Below are 23,796 nucleotides of genomic sequence, written 5' to 3'. Positions count from 1 at the left end.
TGTTTGCTGAAATGCTGTAGCGAGCAGATCTAGGACTTGAGGAGAATAGACGTGCAACCATTTAACATACGCCCCGATCAGTTGGCCGAAGAGATGTATGACTACAGCCGCAAGCTGGGTAAAGGGGTCGAAAATCTTTTGAATGCCGAGAAGATCGATACCGGTGTCACACCCAAAGTAGAGGTCTATCGGGAAGATAAATTACGGCTCTATCGCTATGAGTCACCTGCCGATGTAGTACAGAGCTCCGTACCGACATTGATTGTCTATGCATTGGTAAACCGCCCCTATATGACGGATATTCAGGAGAATCGTTCGACCGTGCGTAATCTCCTTGCCGCGGGACAGGATGTCTACCTGATAGATTGGGGATATCCCGATGAAGCGGATCGTGCAATGACCATGGATGACTATATCAACGGCTATCTGAACCGTTGTGTGGATGTGATCCGTAAGCGCCATAAACTCGATAAGATCAATATTCTGGGGATCTGTCAGGGTGGTGCTTTCAGCCTCTGTTACACCTCACTGCATCCCGACAAAGTCAAAAATCTGATTACCATGGTCACGCCGGTCGATTTTCAGACCCCTGACAATATGCTCTCCGCGTGGGTTCAGCAAATGGATGTGGATCTGTTGATCGACACCCTGGGCAATGTGCCGGGTGAACTCCTGAACTGGACTTTTCTCTCACTCAAGCCTTTCAGCCTCACCGGCCAGAAATATCTGAGTATGGTGGATGTGTTGGAGGATGAGGATAAACTGAAAAACTTCCTGCGCATGGAAAAATGGATCTTCGACAGCCCGGATCAGGCGGGTGAGACTTTCAGGCAATTCGTGAAGGATTTTTATCAGAAAAACGGTTTTCTGGAGGGCGGTGTGACGATAGGTGATCGCCCGGTAGATTTGAGGAACGTTACCTGTCCCGTACTTAATATCTATGCCGAACAGGACCACCTGGTGCCGCCCGATTCCTCTCGTGCACTGCGCAACCTGACCGGCAGCAAGGACTACACCGAGCTCTCCTTCCCGGGTGGACACATCGGTATCTATGTCAGCGGAAAGGCGCAAAAGCAGGTGCCGCCGGCAATCGGTAAGTGGCTGGATGAGCGTTCCTGACCGTCGCAACAGTATGATCCTCCGCCGGTAGTCTCTACCGGTTTTTTAGGGGTGCCGCCAGGCACCCCTTTTTTTTGCTCGATAGAGATTTTTTGAAGTGTACTTGATTTAGCGGTAGGCACCATTCGTTGTTATTGAATAAATATCGCTACTAATGCGACATAAACACCTATGAGCTGTAGATCATTTTATGCTGGAGTAGTGATAGTATAAATGGATGAATCAGCGGATGTTGACATGGTATGGCGTCATGCGGCTGAGCATTTAATCGTGAGAGATATATTGTCTGTTTATTTGATAACCTTGTTTTTCACAAGCTGAATTCAGGATTTTGCAAGAATCTACATCCTAGGGCCTGTTAACACTAATCCAATCGGCCCTGCTGGGACTATTTTTTTGCCCAGCAAGGCAGAATGAGCGAGGTGTAGTTATGCTACATGAGCGAATGATAACGCCGCTGGGCGGAAAAATAGCCCCAGCCCTTCGGGTTGCGCCCCGAAGGAAGTGCCCTTGGGGTGCGCCTTGATTGGCGCTTTTTCAGGCACAACAGGGCCAATTGGAATAGTGTTAACAGGCCCTAGGGGAAGCGACGGTATATGGAAAAAGAGCGAGAGTACTCATCAGAAATATCGAAGTGGCTGCAGGATTTCATGCGTCAGGATTCCTCCAGCGGAATCCTTCTGATATTTGCCGCCATCTTGGCGATGATACTCGAGAACTCGCCTTTGAGTTGGTTCTATGATGCGTTACTGGATACACCGGTTGAGATTCGTATCGGTGAGCTGCAACTCGCAAAACCGCTGTTGTTATGGATCAACGACGGTTTAATGGCCGTATTCTTCATGTTGATCGGACTCGAAGTGAAGCGCGAGTTTCTTGAAGGTGAACTTTCCCGTCTCGATCAGATCATTCTACCCGGATTGGGTGCTATCGGCGGCATGCTGGTCCCGGCTGCCATCTACTACTGGCTGAATCAAAGTGATCCGGTAGCATTGAATGGCTGGGCAATTCCCGCCGCCACGGATATAGCCTTCGCACTTGGAGTCATATCTCTATTGGGGAAACGTGTACCTGTTTCACTTCGGGTCTTTTTAATGGCGCTGGCGATTTTTGATGATCTGGGTGCAATTATCATCATCGCTATTTTTTACACTGCAGACCTCTCGTTTGCCAGTCTGATTATCGCCCTGGTGTCAATCGTCGTCCTCTTTGTCCTGAATATGCTGCATGTCTCCCGGGTCTCAGCCTATGTGATGGTCGGTGTGATTCTCTGGGTGGCTGTATTGAAATCGGGTGTACATGCCACCCTGGCCGGTGTGATTATCGGACTCATGATTCCTATCAAAGATCCTAAAAACAGCGATCGTTCACCTCTCCGCGAGGTGGAGCATGGGCTGCATCAATGGGTGGCACTGTTGATTGTACCCCTGTTCGCATTTTCCAATGCAGGTGTTTCTTTGTCAGGTTTAACCTTTGATGCTCTGCTGGAACCCATACCCTTGGGTATCGCGGCGGGACTCTTTGTTGGCAAGCAGATTGGCATCATGCTGTTTTGCGGCGTTGCCATCATGCTTGGCTTTGCCAAACTGCCGAACGGGGCCAGCTGGTCGGGTTTTTACGCCACCACAATTTTGTGCGGAATCGGTTTCACCATGAGCCTCTTTATCGCCTCGCTGGCATTTGAACAGGGTGGAACAAGCAGTATTATCATGGGTGACCGGCTCGGCATATTGCTCGGTTCCGGTCTCTCCGCGGTCATCGGATATCTGATATTGAGGATATTCAATCCATCGAACCGCGAAGCCTCTTTATAGAGCGATCAACTCTGATTTGGCTCTATCTAGCCTTCCCCGGTTTGGGCTGCGATATAGTTCAGTGTCTCTTCGTCAAAACTATGAGGCTGTATATCACAGAGTTTGAAGATTCTCTCACCACTGCAGACATTCCCTTTCAATAGCATGCGAATCTGGTCACGACTGATCGGAAACCAGGGAAATCTGTCGAGTGCCGTTGCCGCCAAAGTGGGTGCAAAAGCGGGCACTGGCAGCATCAGTTTCCTTCTTCCGAGGGTTTTGGCAATGATGGTCAGTATCTCTTTCCAGGTCAGCCTCTGTGGACCTCCCAGGGTATAGATATCGCTGTAAGTCTCAGGCTTATCAAGGCATGACACAAAGCATTCGGCGACATCCTCGACATGCACTGGAGACAGCTGAAAACCGCCGGGATTGGACGGTAGCAGGCCTTCATAAAAAAGTGGCGCGGGCAGGGGAGAGTCTATGATATCCCGCTTCAGCATGGTGACGAATTCCAATTTTCCGTAAGGATTCCCGAAAATTACAGAAGGACGAAAAACAGTCCAATCAAGACCGCTGCCGGGGAGATGCTTTTCCGCTGCCAATTTTGTCTTCTGATAGGGTGTCAAGCCGAGATCGACGCCATTGGCGCTCATCAGTATAAAACGTTTCACTTGCTGATCGTTCGCCAGCTCGGCAGTCTTGACAACCCACTCATGTTGGAGCTTTTCGAATGTTATTCCCTTCGAGGGATTTTCTCTGAGAATCCCGATATTGTAGATTACGGCATCAACCCCGGTGAGCAGACGACGGAGTGTTTTATTGTCCTCGATGTCACCCCGTACCCACTCAAAAGGCTGAGTTTGCTTGGAAAAATGTGGCGAGCCCTCTCTGACCAGCAACCTGGGCATATGACCATGCTGCAGTAATTTCTCTGTCAGGTAGTGTCCGACAAAACCAGTGCCGCCCAGTAGTGCAACCTTCATGATACCGCTCCCTGATTTTTTAGGCTGTGTGATCTTTTCATTTTAATAGAGATTTGTTCTTGCCGCGTAATTTAGGGTCTGCTAACACTAACCCAATGGGCTCTGCTGGGGCTATTTTTCTGTCCAGCAAGGCAGCATGAGCGAATGATATCGCCGCTGGGCGGAAAAATAGCCTCAGCCCTACAGATTGCGCCCCGAAGGAAGTACCCTTGGGGTGCGCCCCGAAGGAAGTACCCTTGGGGTACGCCTTGATTGGCGCATTTTCAAGAGCAACAGAGCCCATTGGGTTAGTGTTAGCGGGCCCTACTATGAAATAGACAAACACCACCCGAGGCAAGCGACTCGAATCGGTGAAAGGGATCACGTATGATCCTATTTACAGATAGTGCAGTATATATAGTTTGTAGCGATCCACTACATAAAAATGCTGTCTGATATGCCGTAAACTTATTAAGGTAATTGATCTGATTTCGATCTCTGATTGAACCTAGAGAGCTGCCATCATGTTCACTCGGTATTCACAGCTGCCATTTGCAGTGGGGGTGTTCTCGCTCAGTCAAGCAATCTGCCAGGCCAGGGTAGATCAACCCGCACCGGGCTTCAGTTTGCCTGATCAGAATGGAAAATTGCATGGCCTGGATGATTATCGCGGACGTTGGCTGGTACTCTATTTCTACCCTAAAGATGATACACCCGGCTGCAGCAGGGAAGCCTGTTCATTTCGGGATGAATTGGCCCGGTTGAATCAAATGGGTGTCGATCTGCTGGGGATCAGCACGGATGGCGTGGCAAGCCATTTACGGTTTTCAGATAAATTCAATATCGCTTTTCCCCTGCTGTCGGACAGCACAGGAGAAGTTGCTGCCAGCTATGGCGCACTCTTTAAACTGGGACCAGTAAAACTGGCCAAGCGTCATACGGTTATTATTGACCCAACCGGTTGTATCGCCAAAATATTCCGTAAGGTCGATCCAAGCGTTCATAGTGACGAGGTAACCCAAGCCTTAGCTTCGTTGATATGAGCGTTTGATAGTGAAGTTGCATTACACCCTATCAGCGAAAAGGGATCTGCTTGGTCCGCAAGCTCTCTTGCAGGCCCATAAAGGCCTGCCCTAAATCGCCCCTGCCTCGAATACCGAGTTCAACGTATCCATTTTCACCGAGTACTGGAAGGCTGAAGAGTTTGATTCCGGGAAAACGTTCGTTGAAACGCTTCATAATATCAACAAGCGCACTCTCAGGTGTGTCGAGGACTTGCAGTGAGCGTTCATTCAGCGTGAGATTTTTTGCGGGATAGTATTCATCCAATATCCACTCGGCCATTGGCCAGGCCATCTGCGGAAACCCAGGTAGAAAATAGTGCCGATTGAGAGAAAAGCCCGGGATCTGGTTGTAAGGATTGGGGATGAGCTTTGCACCCTGCGGTAGATTCGCCATCTGTATGCGATTTGGACGGGCTGCCATTCCATAGCGTTCCTCAATCAATGCGACTGCCTCAGGGTGAAGTGCCAGTGGGACATCGGCAGCTGCGGCGGCACAGGCACGGGTCAGATCATCCGGTGTGGCACCAATACCTCCACAGACGAATACAGGATCAGCCTGGGTCATGGAGAAACTCAAATGATCGATCAGGTTGCTTTCCTCGTCCGGCAGCAACCAGCATCGGCTTAATCGCAGACCTTTATGGTGTAACAGTTTCTTGAAATGAGCGAGATGACTGTCCTCTCTGTTACCAATGAGTATTTCATCTCCGATAATAACAAGACCAAATGTGTCATTCATGTGTCGTTCTCTAGCTGGAGGCTGTCTGGCTGAATACTAAATTGCAAAAAAAGCAGTGGACCAAATCAGGAAGCGTCAAACAATAATCGGTGGTTACAGCCCGTTTTTTTATTGATTTTAGTGCATTAGTCGCTGTTTTGAGCCGGCAACCACTATTTTGACTACGCTTTATGATCACACTAACGATGTTCAGATTACGTAGATCAGTTGGCTATTGTGTGCTAATCCTTTCTTACGAGGAGATAACAACGCATGCGGGAGGGTAAAGAATGTTGCCTGATAAATTGCGAATCCTGCAGGATATGCCGATATTTGGTGGTGTAAATAAAGCAACACTCAATTCGATACTCGACAAGGCTAAGAGTGTTGAGGTGATTAAAGGTGGTTATTTTTTCCGCGAAGGTGATCTGGATAATTCCATATATATCATCGAACAGGGAGAGGTGGCCGTCTATCGTTACTGGAATGGAAACCGTTACAAGCTGAGAGAACTGCATGAGGGGGACTGCTTCGGCGAAATGGCGCTGATGGATTGCAAGCCGCGCAGTGCGGAGGTTGTGGCGCTGGTGGACAGCAGCGCAATACAGGTGACGGCAGCACAATTGGCTGAACTTTATAATACGGATTCAGATCAGTATACATTGATCTATATGAACCTGGGTCGCGAAGTGTGCAGACGTCTGAGAGAGGCGGATTCAAGGCTGTTTGTGCAAGATGTCGAGTCTGGTGAACTAAGCTGAAACGGCATCAGTCAATCCTGGAATCAGAGGAGTCTCGCAAAAAAACTCTCATCGTAATTCAGTCCGTTTAAAGAGAAATGTGCCGGGAATATATTCTGCGAATGCATCGGACCATCATGATTGCATTCAGTAACTCTGGGATGTTTTAAATACTATTTCTAAGTCCCAAGGAATCCGGGTGTGGCTGAAGGTAGACCTGTTTTGACATGTAACTGTCAGGATGATGCCTGAAGTAGTGCCTGAGCAAGGTGATCGGTACGATGAGAGGTGTTTCGCCCCGCCGGTAGGACTCGATGCTGGCTGTTAATTCTGCTTTGTCATCGCGGCTGATATGCTGTTTCAGATAACCCATGATATGTTGCAGTACATTGACGTGTCTTTTTCTGGTGACACGACGCTTCAGCGTATTCATCAACTCTTGAATATAATCATCGGTAATCTTAGTCAGTCGCTTTCTAGGCAGATTTGAAACGAGTTTGCCAAGACGCTGATAAGCTGCCTGTGAGTGAGCCATGACCAGATATTTATGTTCAGTGTGGAAAGCGATCAGGCTTGCGGGCGTCATCTGTGTGGACTGTAGTTTTCTCCAGCGGTGACAGACGTAGACACGATTGACGAAGTTCTCTTTCAGTACGCTGTCATTGAGACGGCCCTCCTCCTCAATCGGAAGCAAAGGATGTTGTTGCATCAGTACTCTGGCAAAAACACCTGTACCTTTCCTTATGCATTGCTGTCCGGTTTCAGTGTACACCTTCACCCTCTCCATACCACAGCTGGGAGAGTTCTTTTTCAATATATAACCACTGATGTGGTTCAGTTCTCGGACCTGTTTGAGGGCAAATTGTTTCATCTTGTCAGTGACATCCAAGTTGGGATCGGAGACTCCGACAAGTCGAGGCTGCTGAATATCACCGACCAGATGTATGGTGGGACGAGGGACGCCGAGTCCGATTGCGGCTTCCGGGCAGATGGGTAGTAATTCCATATGTTTTCCCAGTTTTTCGACGATGTATCTATCCCGTTTGTGCCCTCCATCATAGCGAACATTGTGCCCAAGCAGGCAGGCGCTGACACCGATTGCCGGCCGCTCTGCATATAGGCTGGTTTCACTCATTTCAGATATTGTTCTCTGGCTTTAATCCGCATGATGGCATCAAGACAGGCTATTAAGTGACGTTCCCTAGTCTGCTCTGTTCAATCGTCGCGTAGCTACTGTCCGTGGAGATTCTTGAATTCTCTCAGCGTGCCCGGTTAGACTCTATTTATATCCTATCTGTTTATTGGATACACCACTAAAAAATTCAGTTTTTCAAGGTTTGTGTCGATGAGTCAAGATCAAACGCCCTATGAGAGAATCGGCGGCGAGGCGGCAGTCAGGGAACTGGTGGACAGGTTTTATAATCTGATGGACCAGCAACAGGAGGCAAAAAAGATACGTGATCTACATGCCAAGAGCCTTAAAATATCACGTGAAAAGCTGTTCCTATTTCTATCCGGCTGGCTGGGTGGCCCCGATCTCTATGTACAGAAGTATGGCCATCCCAGGCTGCGTGCCAGGCATCTTCCTTTCAGTATCGGTATCGAGGAACGAGATCAGTGGATCTACTGTATGCGTAAGGCTCTGTCGGTGATGGATCTGGATGCAAAGCTGCAGGAAGAGCTTAACCAGTCATTCTTCAGAACGGCGGATTTCATGCGCAACCGGGATGAAGAGGTGCAGGATACGCCCTTCAGGATTATCTCTTCCGGCAAGAATCAATGATAAGACGAGCGCTCAATAGCAAGCGGTTGAAGTCAGGTATAACATAGATATTGATAAATCGTCTTACACGCGTATCCTAAAGCTTAATCCAACCAGATTCCCTTCTCTGCAAACCACTCCTTGTCAATGCGCCATTCGACCCTATCGATATCTTCCCGGTCAAGTACCAGTTTGTGCACTTTGGACTGGACTGCCGCAAGCTGCTTCTGTGCCGCGATAAGCTTGGGATCTTGATCGCTCAAGTTTTTCAGGCTCGGCTTTATGAGACCGATAAACCTTACGGCAGGCATAGTGTTCGACCTGGGGGAGGAGATAATTGCAGTCGTGCCGCTGATCCGCATCGCCCTGAATGGGTAGGGGTAGGACGATATCAGGGGGTCCCGCTGCAACATGTCATCGATCACACCTAGGCGAAAGTCCAATGTCAGCAGCCACGCCAGCAGTATACCGAAGCAGATGCTGGTGAGAACAGCTGCGTAGATTTTTGTGCCGCGATCCAAACTCATTGCATGTCCTCAAATCGGTATGAGAGTACAGGCAGGGTTTACAAGGGTGCAATGACAATCCTCAGTAGCTGGATCTTGTTACAGATTGCAATACGGACTTTTATTAAAGCGACGGATTAATAATCAAAGATATCGCTGGTACTGAGCAGTGAGAGGGGTCGAGCTCAGGTATGAAAAAATGGGTGAGGGGGCTGGGTTTGAACCCGCCTCACCCCAGGTTCTTGAGCCGTTTATTTCGCTATGAATGACTGGACCTGACCCATCGAATGGACTGAAGGGCGATGTCTTTGAATCATCCTTGGCAGTCTGTTCAGCGCTGACTCGGCATCGGCAGCAGTGGAAAAGTTGCCGTAAATCATCGCATATAGTTGTCTGTTTTTGCTCTTTACAGGCAAGTAAGCAAGGTCTTTTTTCAGGTGGCTGTGATAACGCTCCGCCAGTTTGTAGATCGCTTGCTTGTCACTCAGCGTGGCAATATGAATAGTATGGTTAGTGGCTGACTGCTTGGTGATCCACGCGGAACCATGAATGGTATTGTCACTACCGAAGGTCTGATGCGGGCGCATATTGGTGACACGCCCATCTAGGGTGTCCACCTGGTCGCCAATTGTAATCAGTCGGTCGTTAATATCGGATATTTCACTCTGTATGGCGCTATCCGCTTCGGCTGTCTGATTACTGAGCTGGCTCAGTTGAGAATTGGTCGCGGCAAGATGGGTATTGGTCGTGACGATGTCCGATTGCAGTGCTGTGTTGGTTTGTGTCTCAGAGCGCCAATTGGCATATTCAGTGCCCATGAAGACGAGCAAGCCGAGAACAAGCAGTGCAATCATCCCGCCCAGGATGCGGAAATGGCGCTTTTCCAGCATTATCAGGGATACCAATGCCCTGGCGCCTTTTTCAACACGCTCCTGAAGATCGGTGATTTGCTCACTATGCTCTTCCGTACGGGTCCGAAGATCATCTATCGCATCAGAAAGCTCAGAGCTGCGTTTATTCAATATAGTTGTTGATCTCGAGAGCTCTCTGCTCTTCTTGGTCAGATCCCCTGCTGTACCCTCTACCTCGGCCACTCGTTTCTCTAATGCCTGATCCACTGCCTGCAATTTCAGCAGGCGGGCCTGGTTGGATTTGATTTCATCCTGTGCCTTAGTCAGGTCATTGCTGATTTCATCGCTCTTGTCAGCCAGGTCTTGATCCCGCTCTTTGCTGTGTTTGGCCAGGCTGTCAATTTCAGCCACCAGTGCGCTTTCGAGCTCTTGCAGCATTTTGGCGTTGTCTTTGATGCTTTTATTCAGCGTCTGAGTGGTCTGTTTCGATTTTTTCGCCAGCTCATCGGTGCGGGCCAGCAGGGACTGGTAGCCATCGCTTAACAATCCAATATCGCTGTCTGACTTTTCACTGACCTGATTGATCTGCTTTGAGACGGTCTTGATATCCTTGCTGATGGTGGCGGACTTTTCAGACAGGGATTTGTAGGCATCGTCGAGTGAACCAAGTTGCTGATAGGTCTCGGAGACCTTGGTCGTCAGATCGCTACCCTTGTCGCTCAGGTGTGAGAGGCTGGTCTTTACACTGCGATTGGTCTTGCTCAATTGACTTCTGAGGTCATCCAGGTCAGAGTCGATTTTACCAATCTTGTTGTTGAGCTCATTCGGTAATGCTGCAGAGGGAGCTCTCTCCTCTAAATCAATCAGGTTCTCTTTCTGTTCGGTATCTTTAGCTGTGTCGGTGGTGACGGATTGTTTGGTTGCTTGAGATCTTTTGGCCATGAAAATTACCCCTTTTTCTTTGCGCAGGTCGCGCAATGGTCCAATACGAACAAGAATCCTTAAGAAACGTTAAATTAGCATATTATAATATATTAGGATAATTTGATTTCTTAGGGGGATCTGAATAAAGCTATAGATAGCCGTGTAATTGTATGAATTAAAAGAAATAAATTAGGCTTTACTGGATAGGAAGAGGGAGCGACAAAAACTAATCAAGAGGTGATTATTCAACTAGATAGGCGCTCAGGATTTAACAAAGTCTATTGGTTGGAGTGTTCAATGTCCTTATAGCCTGTTGCGGCAGACTTCTTTTCCGTGAATCCGGGGTAATCCTCGATACGCCAGCGCTGTTCTTCATGATCACTCTCGTCAACGAAACGCAGTTTTGACCAGGATGCCAGACTGACGATGAAAACGAGGATTAAAACAACTGCCACATTCTTCGGGGTGAACACTGATTATTCTCCAATCAACTCCCACTCAATAATAAATAAAGTGATGGAATGAGGTGTAATATGGAGTTTACTCCAGACATCGCGATTTCCATGGGTCAATATCACGCAATCTTAATAGGGTTTGTCGGGCTGGTTTTGTTGAGCAGCACATCGTTGCACACAGAGGCCGGTTTGAATATGGGTTTGTCGGTCCAGAGATTGAGTGCGACGGGCTGGGTCATGGAAGATGTGAATTTAGACCTTAATCTTGAGAGCGGCCAACAATTGACCGTTCATATGACGGCCGCCTCTTTGAGACATGATGCTCTGCCGGGAAAGATCGAAGGTATTCGTCTGGACTGTCCTCTTCAAACTGTTCAGCGTACCTATCACTGTCATGACGGTCGATTGAGCATCGGTGCTTCCCCCTATGGGCCACAGGAGCTTCGTGTGAGCGGGGAGTTTATCGACAGCGAGCGGCTAAAGCTCAAGGCTCAAGGTTTCAAGCTGGCGAGTGGCAGGATCAGTGTCGAACTCGAGCTGAAGGAAGGCAGTTGGGAGCTGGCGTTCAAGGGTAAAGATCTGAAACTCGATGCCTTGCGCAAAGCGTTTGCCGCCAGGTCTCTGCCATCGGATTCCGAGCTGTCAGGCCGCGCACAAATCACTGCACAGGTTGCAGGCAATCAGTCCCGGCCTGAGCACATTGATATGGACATCCAGGTATCCAAATTTTCATATGCAGATGCCGAAGGACTTCACGTTGCTGAAGACGGACGGTTCCGACTGGATATCAAAGCCAAACGAAAGGGGAGTGACTGGGTGGGGAGTAGCGGTTTCATACTCACCGGCGGCCAGTTTTATGCGGATCCATTCTATATGGAAGTACTCGAGGAGCCATTGTCGCTCCAACTGCAGGGGCGTTGGAAACCTGCAGCGCAAGTCGTGCAGGTCGATGAGGCGATGGTCAAGGTACCCCGGGTAATGGAATCACGGGCCAGGATTGATATCGACACGTCGAAAATGGCGATATTGCAGGCGGATATAGATCTGCAAAGTGATAACGTCGATAGCCTGTACCGTGTCTTTTTCCAGCCGATGCTGATCGGCACCATGGCGGATGACGTAGAGGCAGGCGGAATGCTGCACTCGCGGATCGGGCTCAAGAATGGACAACTGCAAACACTGCATGCCGACCTCAAGGATGTAAACCTGGATGACAGGCGAGGCCTGTTCGCATTGTATGACATCAATGGCAGCCTGACATGGGGTAGAGAGAAAAATCCCGCTAAATCACACCTAAGGATAGAAGGCGGTCAGCTCTATCGCATCGATTTTGGCGCATTGGAAATTCACGCCCATGCGCAACAGGGGGAGGTGGCGTTGGAAGCGCCTGTGGAGATCCCATTGATGCTCGGCCTCCTCCATATCGATAAACTTCATCTCCTGGACCTGCTAGGCGATAGTCCCAGGTGGACCACCAGTGCTCAATTCAGGGATATCTCACTTGGGGCACTCGCCGAGGCCTTTGAGTGGCCACCCATGGAGGGGATGCTGCAGGGTACGATTCCAAATGTTCGCTATCATCAGAAAAGGCTGGAGATGGATGGGGAGCTGGTCGTTGATGTGTTTGGCGGCAAGATCAGCGTGGATGAGCTGCTTATCGAGGACCCTCTCGGAAGGGTTCCGGAGCTTTCGGCGAATATGCATTTGCGGGGGCTGGATCTTGCCCGGATTACACAAACCTTCTCCTTTGGACATATAGAGGGTGGCCTTGAGGGTGAGATTGCGGATCTGCGTCTTGCCAGTTGGGAACCCATCGCCTTTAATGCGCGCTTTAACACGCCTGAAAAAGACCAGACACCTCATCGAATCAGTCAGCGGGCGGTGGATAACCTGACCGCTTTGGGCAATGGTGTAGGCAGTGGCCTGTCGAGTACATTTCTCGGATTTTTCAAGGAATTTCGATATGACCGTATAGAGTTGCAGGCTAAACTGAACGGCAACGTGGCAGAGCTGGACGGAATGAAGCACCCGGATGGCGGTTATTACATCGTCAAAGGGTCCGGCCTGCCGAGAATCGACGTGATTGCGAGAAATCGCCAGGTGGCCTGGAAGACGCTGTTGGAACGCCTGAAGAGTATCCGTGTCGAAGGAATGGAAGTCAGGTAGCGGCAATCGGGCTATGTGGGATGGATGTTGAGCTTTTCTCCGTGTCAATTATAGTCATACTCATGATTTGAAAACATTAACAGCCGATTTAACGAATTAAGGAATGTAACAATGTTGAAGCGCTTTATTGGTTATCCCTTCATGGCCCTGGGCCTGGTGGCCTGTGTCACGATCAATATCTATTTTTCGGCGGCTGCCGCGGAAGAGGCCGCGCGCACCATTGTGCGCGACGTACTGGGTGAAGAGGCGAAACCTGAGCAGCAGAAGAGCGCACCCAAAGAGGAAAAGAACAAGGATGATCAACAGTCGCTGCAGGAGATACTCGAATCCACATTCTCCAATACCCTGGGTGGGATCCTCGATTTCATGGTGCCGACCGCCCAGGCGGCCACACCTGATATCGATATAGACTCCCCGGCAATTCGCAAGCTGCGCGCATCGATGTCGAGCCGGCAGAGCGGATTGGCGGCCCACTACCGGTCAGGCGCACTGGGATTCACCAATAACGGACTGGTGGCCGTACGGGATCTGAAACTGATACCGCTGCGTGAACGCAATAAGGTGAAGAAAATGGTCGCGGATGAAAATGGCGACCGTAAGGCCCTGTACGCCGAGATCGCGCGAGCCAATGGGCAGCCGCAGTGGGAAAAAAATATCCGTGATACGTTTTCCAGGGTGTGGGTGGAAGAGGCGCCTAAGGGATATTGGCACCAGGACGGGAAGGGAAAATGGCGGCAAAAATAGAACAGAAGACAGTTTGAATGCCTATTAGGGCCTGTTAACACTAATCCAATACGCCCTGCTGGGGCTGTTTTCGTGCCCAGCAAGGCAGAATGAGCGAGGTGTAGTTATGCTACATGAGCGAATGATAACGCCGCTGGGCGCAAAAACAGCCCCAGCCCTTCGGGTTGCGCCCCGAAGGAAGTGCCCTTGGGGTGCGCCTTGATTGGCGCTTTTTCAGGCACAACAGGGCGTATTGGATTAGTGTTAACAGGCCCTAATACATTGATACGGGTGATAACAGGCCCTAAAAGCTCCTAATAGCCGTGTTAGAAGAGAGAACTGAAATAGCGTTTGCCAGCCTATCCGATGCTGTCGAAATCGGTGTATTGTCCAAGAACGAAATCGAGTATGGCCTGGGTTGGAGGTACACACCCAAAAAAATCACCGAACTCATTCGACACAGAAGTAAAAACGTAGTGGTGGCCAGATCAGGCTCTACCTTGGTGGATTTTGGCATTATGACCTACTACGAACATCAGGCCAATCTGGATCTGCTTGCGGTCAAGCGTAAATACCGGCGCATGAAAATCGGCAGCGATATTGTGCGCTGGCTGGAGAAGGTGGCTTTAACCTCCGGTGCGTTTAATGTGTTTGTTCAGGTAAGAGAGCAAAACAAAGGTGCTATACAGTTCTATGAGGCGCTGGGTTACTCAGTGATTGAAACAGATACACGTTATTACAGCGGTGTCGAGACTGGGGTTGTCATGGCAAGGGGTTTGAAAAGGATGATTGTTTAGCAATGTCCTGATGACGAAGTGATGATTCAAACAACAGAAATTCTTTGAGTTTTTCTGTGGCGCCATTGACATTCCCGGATTGCTCAAGTGACATTGCTTTCCCAAAAACTCTGTGAGTAATCGATCAGCCTCAGGGATTGGCGGAGCCTCCTCAGCATCACGGATTTCTTCAGCAGCCGGATCCAGGAGTCTCGCGGTGATCAGTAAGTATTTCGATCGTCAGCTGGATTGAATAGAAGATACTTCATCATGTCTGCTGGTCTCGTGCAGCAGGTCTTGAATGGTCCGCATGAACTGGCTTGTATCTATCGGTTTGGTAAGGAAGGCATTCGCGCCCGCATCGATGGATTTTTTGCGTGCCTCGCGAGTCTTGTTGGCGGTTAGTATGATGATTGGCACGGTTCGATTGACAGTTTTGCTTTTTCGTACTTGTTTTACGATATCAATGCCAGTGACAACAGGCATTTGCATATCAAGGATGGCCATATCTACGGGGTCTTTTAACAGCTGATCCAGTGCACTTTCACCACTTTCATGCATATACACGTCATAGCCTGCACGTTTCAATGTTTCATCAATGAGGTAGCGGTTGATGGAGCTGTCTTCTGCTATCAGCAGCCGTAAATTTCTGTTGGCAGGCATCACGTTGCCAATCGATGCGAAACTTGAGACGCTATCCGCTTTCAGGCAATTTACATAGTTGATTGCGTTATGCAATTGCCTGGAGTGGTTGATGTCATCAACAATAATGGCGGCGTTGTGTATCTTGAAGAGCTCACCCATGGATTTGCGATCGTCACGAACAAGGATTGTTGAATGACTTATAACAGGATTGACAAGCAGCTGATAGAAATCCCCCGTAGTATCGTGCAGTAAACAGGACTCATCGAATATGACTACCGGCAATGGCGTCTTGCTCTGGTGATCGGTGATAAACTCAACGATCTCAGAATGCTCATGCATCAAGCTGAAATCTATCTGCTTATCAGAGAGGTGCTGACCTGCAATTTCTGAAAATTCTACGCTGTTGGTAATAATGGTTGCAGTAACTTTTTCTTTTACTTCGAACTCTTCTTCATTAACCTCCTGCAAAGCCAGATCAAAGAAAAAACGGCTACCTATACCTGGTTGGCTCTCGACCGACAATTTACTGCCCATCAGATCAACCAGGTCATAGGCTATCGCCATTCCGAGCCCGGTGCCGCCAGTCGCCCTTGCATCCGAATTATCGAGTTGTGTGAATCTGTCAAAAATTACTTTGAGTTGATCTTGACTGATACCCACTCCCGTATCAGAGACTTCGAAATGAATCAGGTGATTATTGTCCTGTCCGGATATTTCACTGATTTTAAGAGTGATCTCCCCCGTGTTTGTGAACCTGATTGCATTGCTTATCAGATTCATCAGAACTTGCCGCAATCTGGTCTGGTCTCCGATGACATGTCTCGGGATGTCGGCTGAAACTTCCATGTTGAATTTCAATGATTTCCCATGAGCGCTTGCCAAATAACTGTTACGTACGAAGATGATCAATGCATGCAGGTCAAACGGTATATTGTTAATCCTTAAATGACCTGCTTCAATCTTCGAGAAATCCAAAATATCATTCAGGATCGACAAAAGGTGTTTGGATGCACTTTCAATAATCGAGATGTTTTTCTTGGTACCCTTGGACTGAGGCTGGCGGAGCATCAATTCGCTGACTCCTATGATGCCTGTCAAAGGGGTGCGGATTTCATGGCTCATGTTTGCGATAAATTGCGATTTAGCCTCATTGGCAGCCTGCGCCTGCTTTTTCGCGACCAGGAGATTTCTCAAGAGATAGGCAACGAATACGGGGATAATGATATTGGTTGCCAGCAGGCTGTAACTGAGGAACTTCAGATTCAGCCAAAATTCGGCGGTTCTAATGGCTATGAAAAAGCCGATGTTAGAGAGTGCTGTAGCTGCATACAGGTAGGGCAGCCCAAATCTGACACCGTAGCCTACAGTGATAAGCAACATGATGGCGAACAGAGGCGTACCGTATTCACCCATGGTGTAGAGACCATAAAAGACGATGGCATTGTCGCCGAACAGGGTATACAACCGCCTCAGCCTTGAGGGAGATGGCCATGGAATAAAACTGAGCAGGATGACGATGGAAAAGAGGGTGTAACCGGCTGATGCATACAGTTGGGGATTTCCAACGTTGTCAGGAACCAGTGTTGATTTCAGGATAAATATATAGGTTGTAAAAAGGGTGATGAAGATCAGCCTGACAACGCCTTGATGGAGTTCCTGCCTTGTATTGGGGCTATATTCAGAATCGTGACTTGATCCGAGCATTACGATCTAGTGTGAGTGCAAGAAGTGGGATGGCAGGAGGACTATAGTAAAAAAGGAACATACACTATCTCCTCACTTCTATCCAGCTTGAGAGGAGATGTTACATGAATGCAGGATCAGGCATCTTGGGTATTAAATGTACCAGTTAAATTCACTGTTTTACCTTTGAGAACAGCTATATATAGTTAATAACCAGGTAAAAACAGTAAGTCTTGGTGTGGTCTAAGGTGTGGGAAATAATCGAATCAGTTTTCCATCATGTGAATCAGTCAACAGATAGATAAGCCCATCCGGTCCCTGTCGTATATCGCGAATCCTACCCAAATTTCCGGTGAGTAGACGCTCCTCATGGATCACCTTCTCGCCATCGAGTTCAAGTCTCACCAGTTGCTGAAATTTTAGTGAGCCGACGAACAGGTTTCCCTTCCAGTTTTTGAAGATGTCGCCGGTGTAAAAGGCCATTCCGGATGGGGCGATGGATGGAACCCAGTAGTGGATCGGCTGAACCATGCCGGCCTTTGCTGTACCTTCGCCGATCTTAGTCCCAGTGACATAATTTACCCCATAGGTGATGACAGGCCAGCCGTGATTGGCTCCAGGATCGGGTATGTTTATCTCGTCCCCGCCTTGTGGCCCGTGTTCGTGGGTCCACAGCCTGCCATTCATCGGGTGCAACGCCGCACCCTGGATGTTTCTATGACCATAGCTGTAGATTTCCGGTAAGCCACTGTCGTTTTCAATGAATGGATTCTGATGCGGAATGCTCCCGTCGTCATTGAGTCGTATGACAGAGCCAGCATGATCGTTCAGATCCTGTGCCCGTTCGCGATCTCCCCGGTCACCCAGGGTGATATATAAATAACCCTGCGGGTCAAATACCAGGCGCGATCCGAAATGGTGGCGGGAAGTGGTTTTACGTGCCATACGAAATATGGTTTCTAGTTGTTGAAGGCGACGGCCTTCCAGTCTGCCACGGGCTACCGTGGTTCCGTAGGATTTTCCATCCCGCTCGGCATAGGAGAAGTAGACCCAACGGTTGTCCTTGAATTTTGGATGCAGCACGACATCAAGGAGGCCACCCTGTCCATGTTGGTTGATATCGGGGAGCCCCTCAATGGGCTTTGTCTCAAGTTTACCTAGCGTGTTGACGATGCGCAGGGTTCCGTTGCGTTCGCTGATCAGCATGCTGCCGTCAGGTAGAAAAGCGAGCGACCAAGGATTGGAAAGACCCTCGACGACTGTTTCGTAACCAAGGCGATGCTTCTCAGTGGCGATGGTTTCAGCCGGTGCTGCAGTCGATAATTGTACAAGCAGTGCCGCCAGTAAAATTATATATTTGTGATAGTCTTTCATTGAGATCCTCAGTTTTCCCAAGGCCATTTGATAAAGAGATTGATCCTGGTCTTCTGATGTAAACGATATCCGATAATTGACTCAGGTGAGTATCACACGAGTATAGATTGAAAAAAACATGGATGTCATAGGTGTAATTTCATGCGGGGCCTGATAGTCAGACCCTATCGATATTAGCAGGATAACCCGAATAGATTCTGGCTCGGTAATCAGGCGACAATAATAATATGTAAATAAGTTATACATTTATCCGACTGATCCCATGACACTTGCAATATCCAGAAACGTTACGATTCCTGACAGTGAGATTGAAATTAGCGCTGTTCGTTCACAAGGTTCAGGTGGACAAAATGTCAATAAAGTCGCATCCGCCATCCATTTGCGATTTGATATAACTGCCTCCTCCTTACCTGAGCGTTATCGTGAAAGGTTGTTGAAGCTCAGTGACAAGCGTATCAATAAGGATGGGGTTGTCATCATCAAAGCACAGCGGTATCGGGATCAGGAGAGGAATCGCCAGGATGCCCTGGATCGACTGCAACGGTTGATCGCAAGGGTTTTGACGAAACCCAAAAAGCGCATTCCGACAAAACCGACAAAGGCATCCAACAGGCGTAGACTGGATAGTAAAACCAGGCGCGGCAGGCAGAAGGCACTGCGACGCAAGGTGGAAGATTAGATTATCCCATCTACCTATCCACTCATACCTTCAGACAGTTGTTTATGCAATTGCCTGGAGTAAAAGGTAACCGGGTAGAAATCATTCGTACCTGCCTGTCACAGAACATCAACAAATCCCACCTGTCTAATAATGAGATCCTTTGCCATGCTATATGTTGTGCATTGCTGAGATAGGCAAGGTAATGCCCGTAACAAATCGGGAGAATAACAATGACAGCTAAATATCAATTAATACAAAAGGATAGGGAGCAAGAAGGTATAGACCTTGATGTGATACAACCGGTCGTCGGTCCGCCGGCCGTCGATGTGACAAGGCTCTATCGGGACCAGGGACTGTTGACTTATGATCCGGGGTTTATGTCAACGGCCAGTTGCCAAAGCAGTATCACCTATATCGATGGAGAAGCCGGGGTGCTGGAATATCGCGGTTATCCCATCGAACAGTTGGCGAAAGAGGCCGACTACCTGGAAGTGGTCTTTCTTCTGCTGTATGGCGAGTTGCCGAACCGGACCCAGCTCCATGAGTTCGATGATATCATCACACACCATACAATGCTGAACGAACGGCTGAAGGAATTTTTCGGCGGTTTTCACTATGATGCCCATCCCATGGCTATCATGGTCGGAGTTGTAGGATCGCTTTCGGCTTTTTACCACGACTCCCTGGATATCAACAGCCCCCGACATCGTGAAATATCCGCTCATCGACTGATTGCAAAGATACCGACAATTGCCGCCGCCAGCTATAAGCACAACGTGGGTGAGCCGATTGTCTACCCGGATAATGAACTCTCATATTGCGGTAATCTGCTGCATATGATGTTTGCAACACCCTGTGAACCCTACCATCCCAATCCAATTGCCGTAGAGGCAATGAATCTTCTGTTCATTCTGCATGCCGATCATGAACAGAATGCCAGTACTTCAACAGTTCGCCTGGCCGGTAGTTCTCTGGCCAATCCATTTGCCTGTATTGCTGCAGGCATCGCGTCACTATGGGGGCCTGCTCACGGCGGTGCCAACGAAGCGGTGCTGGAAATGCTGACAGAAATAGGTGATGTCTCCAATATCGACAAATATATTGCCAAGGCAAAAGACAAAAACGATCCGTTTCGCTTGATGGGGTTTGGCCATCGGGTTTATAAAAACTACGACCCACGCGCCAACATCCTGAGGGAAATGTGTAAAAAGGTGCTCACTGAACTGGCAGACAATAACAACCCCCTGTTTGAATTGGCGCTTAAGCTGGAGGAGATTGCCCTGGAAGATGAATACTTCGTGAAACGCAAGCTCTATCCCAACGTGGATTTCTATTCCGGGATTATCTATCGTGCATTGAATATTCCCAACAATATGTTTACTGTGATGTTCGCAATCGCACGGACGGTTGGTTGGGTGTCTCACTGGATGGAGATGATGAGCGATCCATTGCAAAGAATAGGCCGTCCTCGCCAGGTCTATACGGGGCCGCCCCGTCGAGATTTCGTTTCTCTCAACAGGCGATCATAGTAGTCCGAAAAATGAACAGGCAGAACAAAGGCTGTATATATTGGCACTGAAGGCAACTGTGTTTAAAGTGGAGGTTCAGGTGTCCGATATGGAGCGGGGACACTATCAGACCTATAACCTGACGCTGGCAAGGCATCCATCGGAAACGGATGAGCGGTTGATGGTTCGCTTGCTTGCATTTACGTTGAATGCCGATGCCGCACTCTGTTTCACTAAAGGGTTGTCTACCGATGACGAACCTGATCTCTGGCGCAAGAGTCTGAGCGATGAGATTGAGTCTTGGATTGAACTGGGGCAGTTGGATGAAAAGCGCCTGCGGCGTGCATGTGGTTTGGCGAAGCAGGTGATTGTCTATCTGTATGCAGAAAAAAGCGCCAATGTTTGGTGGTCGCAGCAGCAGGATATGGTGCGCCGATTCTCCAATTTACGAATAGCCATGCTGGCCGTTGTCGGTGATACACGGTTGGAATCGCTTGCTCAACGCAATATGTCCCTGCATGCCACGGTACAGGACAACCAGGTTTGGCTGTCAGACGATCAGCGGACTGTAACCATCGATGTTCAGGAGTGGTTCCCCTGAGATCCGGTTATTTCAGGAGATAGACATGCTCCAACATATGGCTGACACCCCGGTCCAGGTAACGTTCGGTGTCTTGCAGAATATTCAGGCTGTGCAGATGCTGGATGGAGAAGCGCTCTGAAAATAACGTGCTTACTTCATCATCGGAAACACTGAACGGAGGGCCTTCCATCTCCCCCTGGGGGTACTCCATGGTAATCAGCAAGACCTTTGACTGCATCGGCAGCATATGCAGCAACATTCGGGCATACCGGGTACGCTGCTGCGGATTCAGGGCGACCAGGGAGGCTCGGTCATAAACAGCATCCACATCGCTGTTGTCCAGTTGTTCCAGGTCGAAAATGTCACCACAATATATTTCGTAGGGTCCATCACACCAGCATTCAAAGCTGCCTCTGGTTTCAATGCTGGGATCTAGCGCTTGCTCTTCGAAGAATGCCTCAACCGCCAGTGGGCTCAACTCGATCCCGCGTATCCGGTATCCCTGGCTGGCCAACCAGGCCATATCCCTGCTTTTGCCGCATAAAGGGGCCAGGACCAGCGATCCTTGGGGTAGATAGAGCGCATGCCAATGGTTGAGCAAATGCTGATTAAACTCGGTATGATGCCAACCGATGTTATTATCCTGCCAGCGCTGCAGCCAGTTGTCGTTTGGCGTCTTGAAGCTGTCGTCAGTTGAATTCATGATGCTGCCTGTCTTAGGCCCTGTTAACACTAATCCGATCGGCGGTAGGCAAAGATATTACTACGCTCGATGGTTCATATGAACCTGGCTTTGCAGGGAGCAAGCGTCGATAGATCGATAAATATCAACAGGAAATGCGACAAAACCAGTCGATCAGCTGTCAATCATAACGGTGGAGAGTCAAAAAGAGTATCGATCAGAAAATGAAAGTGGATTCACAAGAGCAAGCGTTTGCCAAACTGACACCCGATGTGTTACTCGATGCCGTAGAATCGACAGGCGTCAGTTGCAGCGGTCAGATGCTTGCGCTCAACAGTTATGAGAACAGGGTTTATCAAGTCGGCCTGGAAGAAGGGTCGTCGTTGGTGGCCAAGTTTTATCGTCCAAATCGTTGGAGCGATCAGGCAATCCTGGAGGAGCACCGGTTTACCCTTGAACTGGCAGAGCAGGAGATTCCGGTCATCGCACCCATTATTGATAATGACGGGAACACCCTCCTGCATCATCAGGGTAACCGTTTTGCTCTCTATCCCTGTAAAGGTGGACGTGCACCGGAACTGGATGATCCCAACCATCTGGTGCAGCTGGGCCGGTTTATAGCCAGGATACATCTGCTGGGCTCAACCCGTGGCTTTGAACATCGGCCGAATATCGATTTGGATAGCTTTATGCACCGGCCGAGTGCGTTTCTGCTGGAACACGATTTTATCCCCGGCCATCTGGTGACCGCCTATGAAACCCTGCTTGCCGACCTGATCGAGCGGATAGAGGGTTGTTATGCCAGGGCCGGGTCCTTCCAAACCATACGATTACATGGCGATTGCCATCCCGGTAATATCCTGTGGCGTGATGAGGGGCCGCAAATTGTCGATTTCGATGATGCCAGAATGGGGCCCGCGATACAGGATCTATGGATGTTTCTGTCCGGCGATCGCGCCTATATGAGCGAGCGGGCGGCTGATCTGCTGGAAGGGTACAGCCAGTTTTACGATTTCAATCCCGCAGAGCTCCATTTGATGGAGGCATTACGCACCATGAGGCTGGTCCACTACGCAGGATGGCTGGCCAGGCGCTGGTACGATCCCGCTTTTCCCAAAGCCTTTCCCTGGTTCGATAGCATGGCGTTCTGGGAGGAGCATATTTTGACGCTGCGTGAGCAGCTGGCAAAAATGGATGAGCCACCTATTGCCTGGTGAGCCCGGCCAACGGCGTGAATTTGTATGTGCCTGTCGCCGTGTTTTCGCCATTTGAAGTTCAATTCTCATCGTAGCGGATTTCGACAATCCAGTACTGTTTCGTACCGTTCGGTGTTTCGACTGTGACCTGGTCGTCCAGGCTTCGTCCCATCAGGGCCTGTGCAAGGGGTGAGTCCAGGCTGATGTAATCGGCTTGTATACCGATCTCATCGGGCCCAACAATCCGATAACTCTGTTCGTTTCCGTCTTTGCATTGCAAACGCACCCGGGCGGAAAAAAAGACCTGTCGTTGATCGCCTGGCAGCTGATTGACGACTTTCAGAACAGGCACTCTTTTCTGCAAGTATCGGATACGCCAATCAATCTCTCGCAACTCCTTTTTGCGGTAGATATATTCCGCATTTTCGGAACGGTCCCCCTCCGCAGCCGCTGCCGCCAGTGCCTGGGTGACTTTGCGTCGACGAATCCATAGGGCCTGTTCTTCCTGTTTAAGAAGGTCATACCCGGTTTGTGTAATGTAGGGGGATTTTGCTGGAGCAGGTGGTCTGTATCGTCCCATCTTTCAACCCGGCCAGGGTGTGATTTGAAACTTGTGTGTGATGTTAGGTCAAAGTCCTATATCAGCATAGCCACCAGGGTCGGTTAACACTAGTGCCAGTGATCGGGCACTAGCCCGATTATCTCTTCTCAGACATAACAATAGCAGTCATGCGGGTGCTTAGGGCCTGTTAACACTAATCCAATACGCCCTGTTGTGCCTGAAAAAGCGCCAATCAAGGCGCACCCCAAGGGCACTTCCTTCGGGGCGCAACCCGAAGGGCTGGGGCTGTTTTTGCGCCCAGCGGCGTTATCATTCGCTCATGTAGCATAACTACACCTCG

22 protein-coding genes are annotated in these 23,796 nt (G+C 49.3%); 12 read left to right on the top strand and 10 right to left on the bottom strand.

Annotated elements, in window-relative coordinates; all coding sequences use genetic code 11:
- The first annotated feature begins 51 nt into the window (after positions 1 to 51).
- Both CODIS_RS17475 and nhaA read left to right on the top strand, forming a co-directional pair.
- Positions 52 to 1,119 carry a class III poly(R)-hydroxyalkanoic acid synthase subunit PhaC gene (locus CODIS_RS17475; protein ID WP_069127463.1) on the top strand — a complete coding sequence of 356 codons (1,068 nt, stop codon included), beginning with the start codon at positions 52 to 54 and terminating at the stop codon, positions 1,117 to 1,119.
- A 596-nt stretch (positions 1,120 to 1,715) separates the two neighbouring features.
- Positions 1,716 to 2,933: a Na+/H+ antiporter NhaA gene (gene nhaA / locus CODIS_RS17470; RefSeq protein ID WP_069127461.1), complete on the top strand. Its 1,218-nt coding sequence runs from the start codon at positions 1,716 to 1,718 to the stop codon at positions 2,931 to 2,933.
- Between the two features lie 26 nt (positions 2,934 to 2,959).
- Here nhaA and CODIS_RS17465 read toward each other — a convergent pair whose 3' ends face one another.
- Entirely contained in the window at positions 2,960 to 3,898 is a 939-nt protein-coding gene (locus tag CODIS_RS17465) for an NAD(P)H-binding protein (RefSeq protein WP_069127458.1), read from the bottom strand.
- A gap of 503 nt (positions 3,899 to 4,401) precedes the next feature.
- Here CODIS_RS17465 and CODIS_RS17455 point away from each other — a divergent pair.
- Entirely contained in the window at positions 4,402 to 4,920 is a 519-nt protein-coding gene (locus tag CODIS_RS17455; protein ID WP_069127452.1) for a peroxiredoxin, read from the top strand.
- Between the two features lie 31 nt (positions 4,921 to 4,951).
- Here CODIS_RS17455 and CODIS_RS17450 read toward each other — a convergent pair whose 3' ends face one another.
- A complete protein-coding gene (locus CODIS_RS17450; protein ID WP_069127449.1) occupies positions 4,952 to 5,680 on the bottom strand; it encodes a competence/damage-inducible protein A in 729 nt (242 codons plus the stop codon).
- Positions 5,681 to 5,949: 269 nt separating this feature from the next.
- Between CODIS_RS17450 and CODIS_RS17445 the strand changes: the two genes are divergently transcribed.
- Complete coding sequence (locus CODIS_RS17445; RefSeq protein ID WP_069127446.1) at positions 5,950 to 6,420, top strand: Crp/Fnr family transcriptional regulator; 471 nt, start codon at positions 5,950 to 5,952, stop codon at positions 6,418 to 6,420.
- Between the two features lie 145 nt (positions 6,421 to 6,565).
- Here CODIS_RS17445 and CODIS_RS17440 read toward each other — a convergent pair whose 3' ends face one another.
- Complete coding sequence (locus CODIS_RS17440; RefSeq protein WP_069127443.1) at positions 6,566 to 7,534, bottom strand: YbgA family protein; 969 nt, start codon at positions 7,532 to 7,534, stop codon at positions 6,566 to 6,568.
- A gap of 210 nt (positions 7,535 to 7,744) precedes the next feature.
- On the opposite strand from CODIS_RS17440, the gene CODIS_RS17435 reads away from it, so the two are divergent.
- A complete protein-coding gene (locus tag CODIS_RS17435; protein ID WP_069127440.1) occupies positions 7,745 to 8,182 on the top strand; it encodes a group II truncated hemoglobin in 438 nt (145 codons plus the stop codon).
- Between the two features lie 83 nt (positions 8,183 to 8,265).
- Here CODIS_RS17435 and CODIS_RS17430 read toward each other — a convergent pair whose 3' ends face one another.
- The 3 genes from CODIS_RS17430 to CODIS_RS17420 all read right to left on the bottom strand — a co-directional run bounded on the left by CODIS_RS17430 (position 8,266) and on the right by CODIS_RS17420 (position 10,915).
- Positions 8,266 to 8,688 carry a hypothetical protein gene (locus tag CODIS_RS17430; RefSeq protein WP_083220872.1) on the bottom strand — a complete coding sequence of 141 codons (423 nt, stop codon included), beginning with the start codon at positions 8,686 to 8,688 and terminating at the stop codon, positions 8,266 to 8,268.
- Between the two features lie 230 nt (positions 8,689 to 8,918).
- Positions 8,919 to 10,460 (bottom strand): SPOR domain-containing protein, encoded by a 1,542-nt coding sequence (locus CODIS_RS17425; protein ID WP_069127438.1) that lies wholly within the window; start codon positions 10,458 to 10,460, stop codon positions 8,919 to 8,921.
- Positions 10,461 to 10,720: 260 nt separating this feature from the next.
- A complete protein-coding gene (locus CODIS_RS17420; protein ID WP_069127435.1) occupies positions 10,721 to 10,915 on the bottom strand; it encodes a hypothetical protein in 195 nt (64 codons plus the stop codon).
- Positions 10,916 to 10,975: 60 nt separating this feature from the next.
- Here CODIS_RS17420 and CODIS_RS17415 point away from each other — a divergent pair, with 60 nt between their 5' ends.
- From CODIS_RS17415 to CODIS_RS17405, 3 genes are all read left to right on the top strand, one after another.
- Positions 10,976 to 13,063 (top strand): translocation/assembly module TamB domain-containing protein, encoded by a 2,088-nt coding sequence (locus CODIS_RS17415; RefSeq protein WP_069127432.1) that lies wholly within the window; start codon positions 10,976 to 10,978, stop codon positions 13,061 to 13,063.
- 111 nt (positions 13,064 to 13,174) lie between these two features.
- Positions 13,175 to 13,807, top strand: a complete 633-nt coding sequence (locus tag CODIS_RS17410; RefSeq protein ID WP_069127429.1) for a YdbL family probable chaperone protein — start codon at positions 13,175 to 13,177, stop codon at positions 13,805 to 13,807.
- A gap of 302 nt (positions 13,808 to 14,109) precedes the next feature.
- On the top strand, positions 14,110 to 14,583 hold the full coding sequence (locus CODIS_RS17405) for a GNAT family N-acetyltransferase (protein WP_069127426.1): 474 nt from the start codon (positions 14,110 to 14,112) through the stop codon (positions 14,581 to 14,583).
- A gap of 219 nt (positions 14,584 to 14,802) precedes the next feature.
- Here the strand turns inward: CODIS_RS17405 and CODIS_RS17400 are convergent, their stop codons facing one another.
- A complete protein-coding gene (locus CODIS_RS17400; RefSeq protein WP_162420274.1) occupies positions 14,803 to 16,671 on the bottom strand; it encodes an ATP-binding protein in 1,869 nt (622 codons plus the stop codon).
- A 462-nt stretch (positions 16,672 to 17,133) separates the two neighbouring features.
- Positions 17,134 to 18,264, bottom strand: coding sequence for a PQQ-dependent sugar dehydrogenase (locus tag CODIS_RS17395; protein WP_069127529.1), 1,131 nt, complete (start codon positions 18,262 to 18,264; stop codon positions 17,134 to 17,136).
- A gap of 262 nt (positions 18,265 to 18,526) precedes the next feature.
- Here CODIS_RS17395 and arfB point away from each other — a divergent pair, with 262 nt between their 5' ends.
- From arfB to CODIS_RS17380, 3 genes are all read left to right on the top strand, one after another.
- Positions 18,527 to 18,943, top strand: coding sequence for an alternative ribosome rescue aminoacyl-tRNA hydrolase ArfB (arfB, locus tag CODIS_RS17390; RefSeq protein ID WP_069127420.1), 417 nt, complete (start codon positions 18,527 to 18,529; stop codon positions 18,941 to 18,943).
- A 212-nt stretch (positions 18,944 to 19,155) separates the two neighbouring features.
- Entirely contained in the window at positions 19,156 to 20,454 is a 1,299-nt protein-coding gene (locus CODIS_RS17385; protein WP_069127417.1) for a citrate synthase, read from the top strand.
- A 40-nt stretch (positions 20,455 to 20,494) separates the two neighbouring features.
- The gene (locus tag CODIS_RS17380) at positions 20,495 to 21,034 is read left to right on the top strand and encodes a YaeQ family protein (protein WP_069127415.1); all 540 of its coding nucleotides are present in this window, start codon (positions 20,495 to 20,497) and stop codon (positions 21,032 to 21,034) included.
- Positions 21,035 to 21,041: 7 nt separating this feature from the next.
- Here CODIS_RS17380 and CODIS_RS17375 read toward each other — a convergent pair whose 3' ends face one another.
- Positions 21,042 to 21,719, bottom strand: a complete 678-nt coding sequence (locus tag CODIS_RS17375; RefSeq protein ID WP_069127413.1) for a thiopurine S-methyltransferase — start codon at positions 21,717 to 21,719, stop codon at positions 21,042 to 21,044.
- Positions 21,720 to 21,922: 203 nt separating this feature from the next.
- Between CODIS_RS17375 and CODIS_RS17370 the strand changes: the two genes are divergently transcribed.
- Entirely contained in the window at positions 21,923 to 22,915 is a 993-nt protein-coding gene (locus CODIS_RS17370; RefSeq protein WP_069127410.1) for a serine/threonine protein kinase, read from the top strand.
- A 58-nt stretch (positions 22,916 to 22,973) separates the two neighbouring features.
- On the opposite strand, the gene greB is transcribed toward CODIS_RS17370, so the two are convergent.
- A complete protein-coding gene (gene greB / locus CODIS_RS17365) occupies positions 22,974 to 23,474 on the bottom strand; it encodes a transcription elongation factor GreB (protein ID WP_069127407.1) in 501 nt (166 codons plus the stop codon).
- Positions 23,475 to 23,796 lie beyond the last annotated feature (322 nt).

The organism is Candidatus Thiodiazotropha endolucinida, assembly GCF_001715975.1.
In the GTDB taxonomy this organism is placed as follows: Bacteria; Pseudomonadota; Gammaproteobacteria; order Chromatiales; family Chromatiaceae; genus Thiodiazotropha; species Thiodiazotropha endolucinida.
Note: the sequence above shows the minus strand (reverse complement) of the source record. Positions and strands in the feature narration are given on the sequence as shown.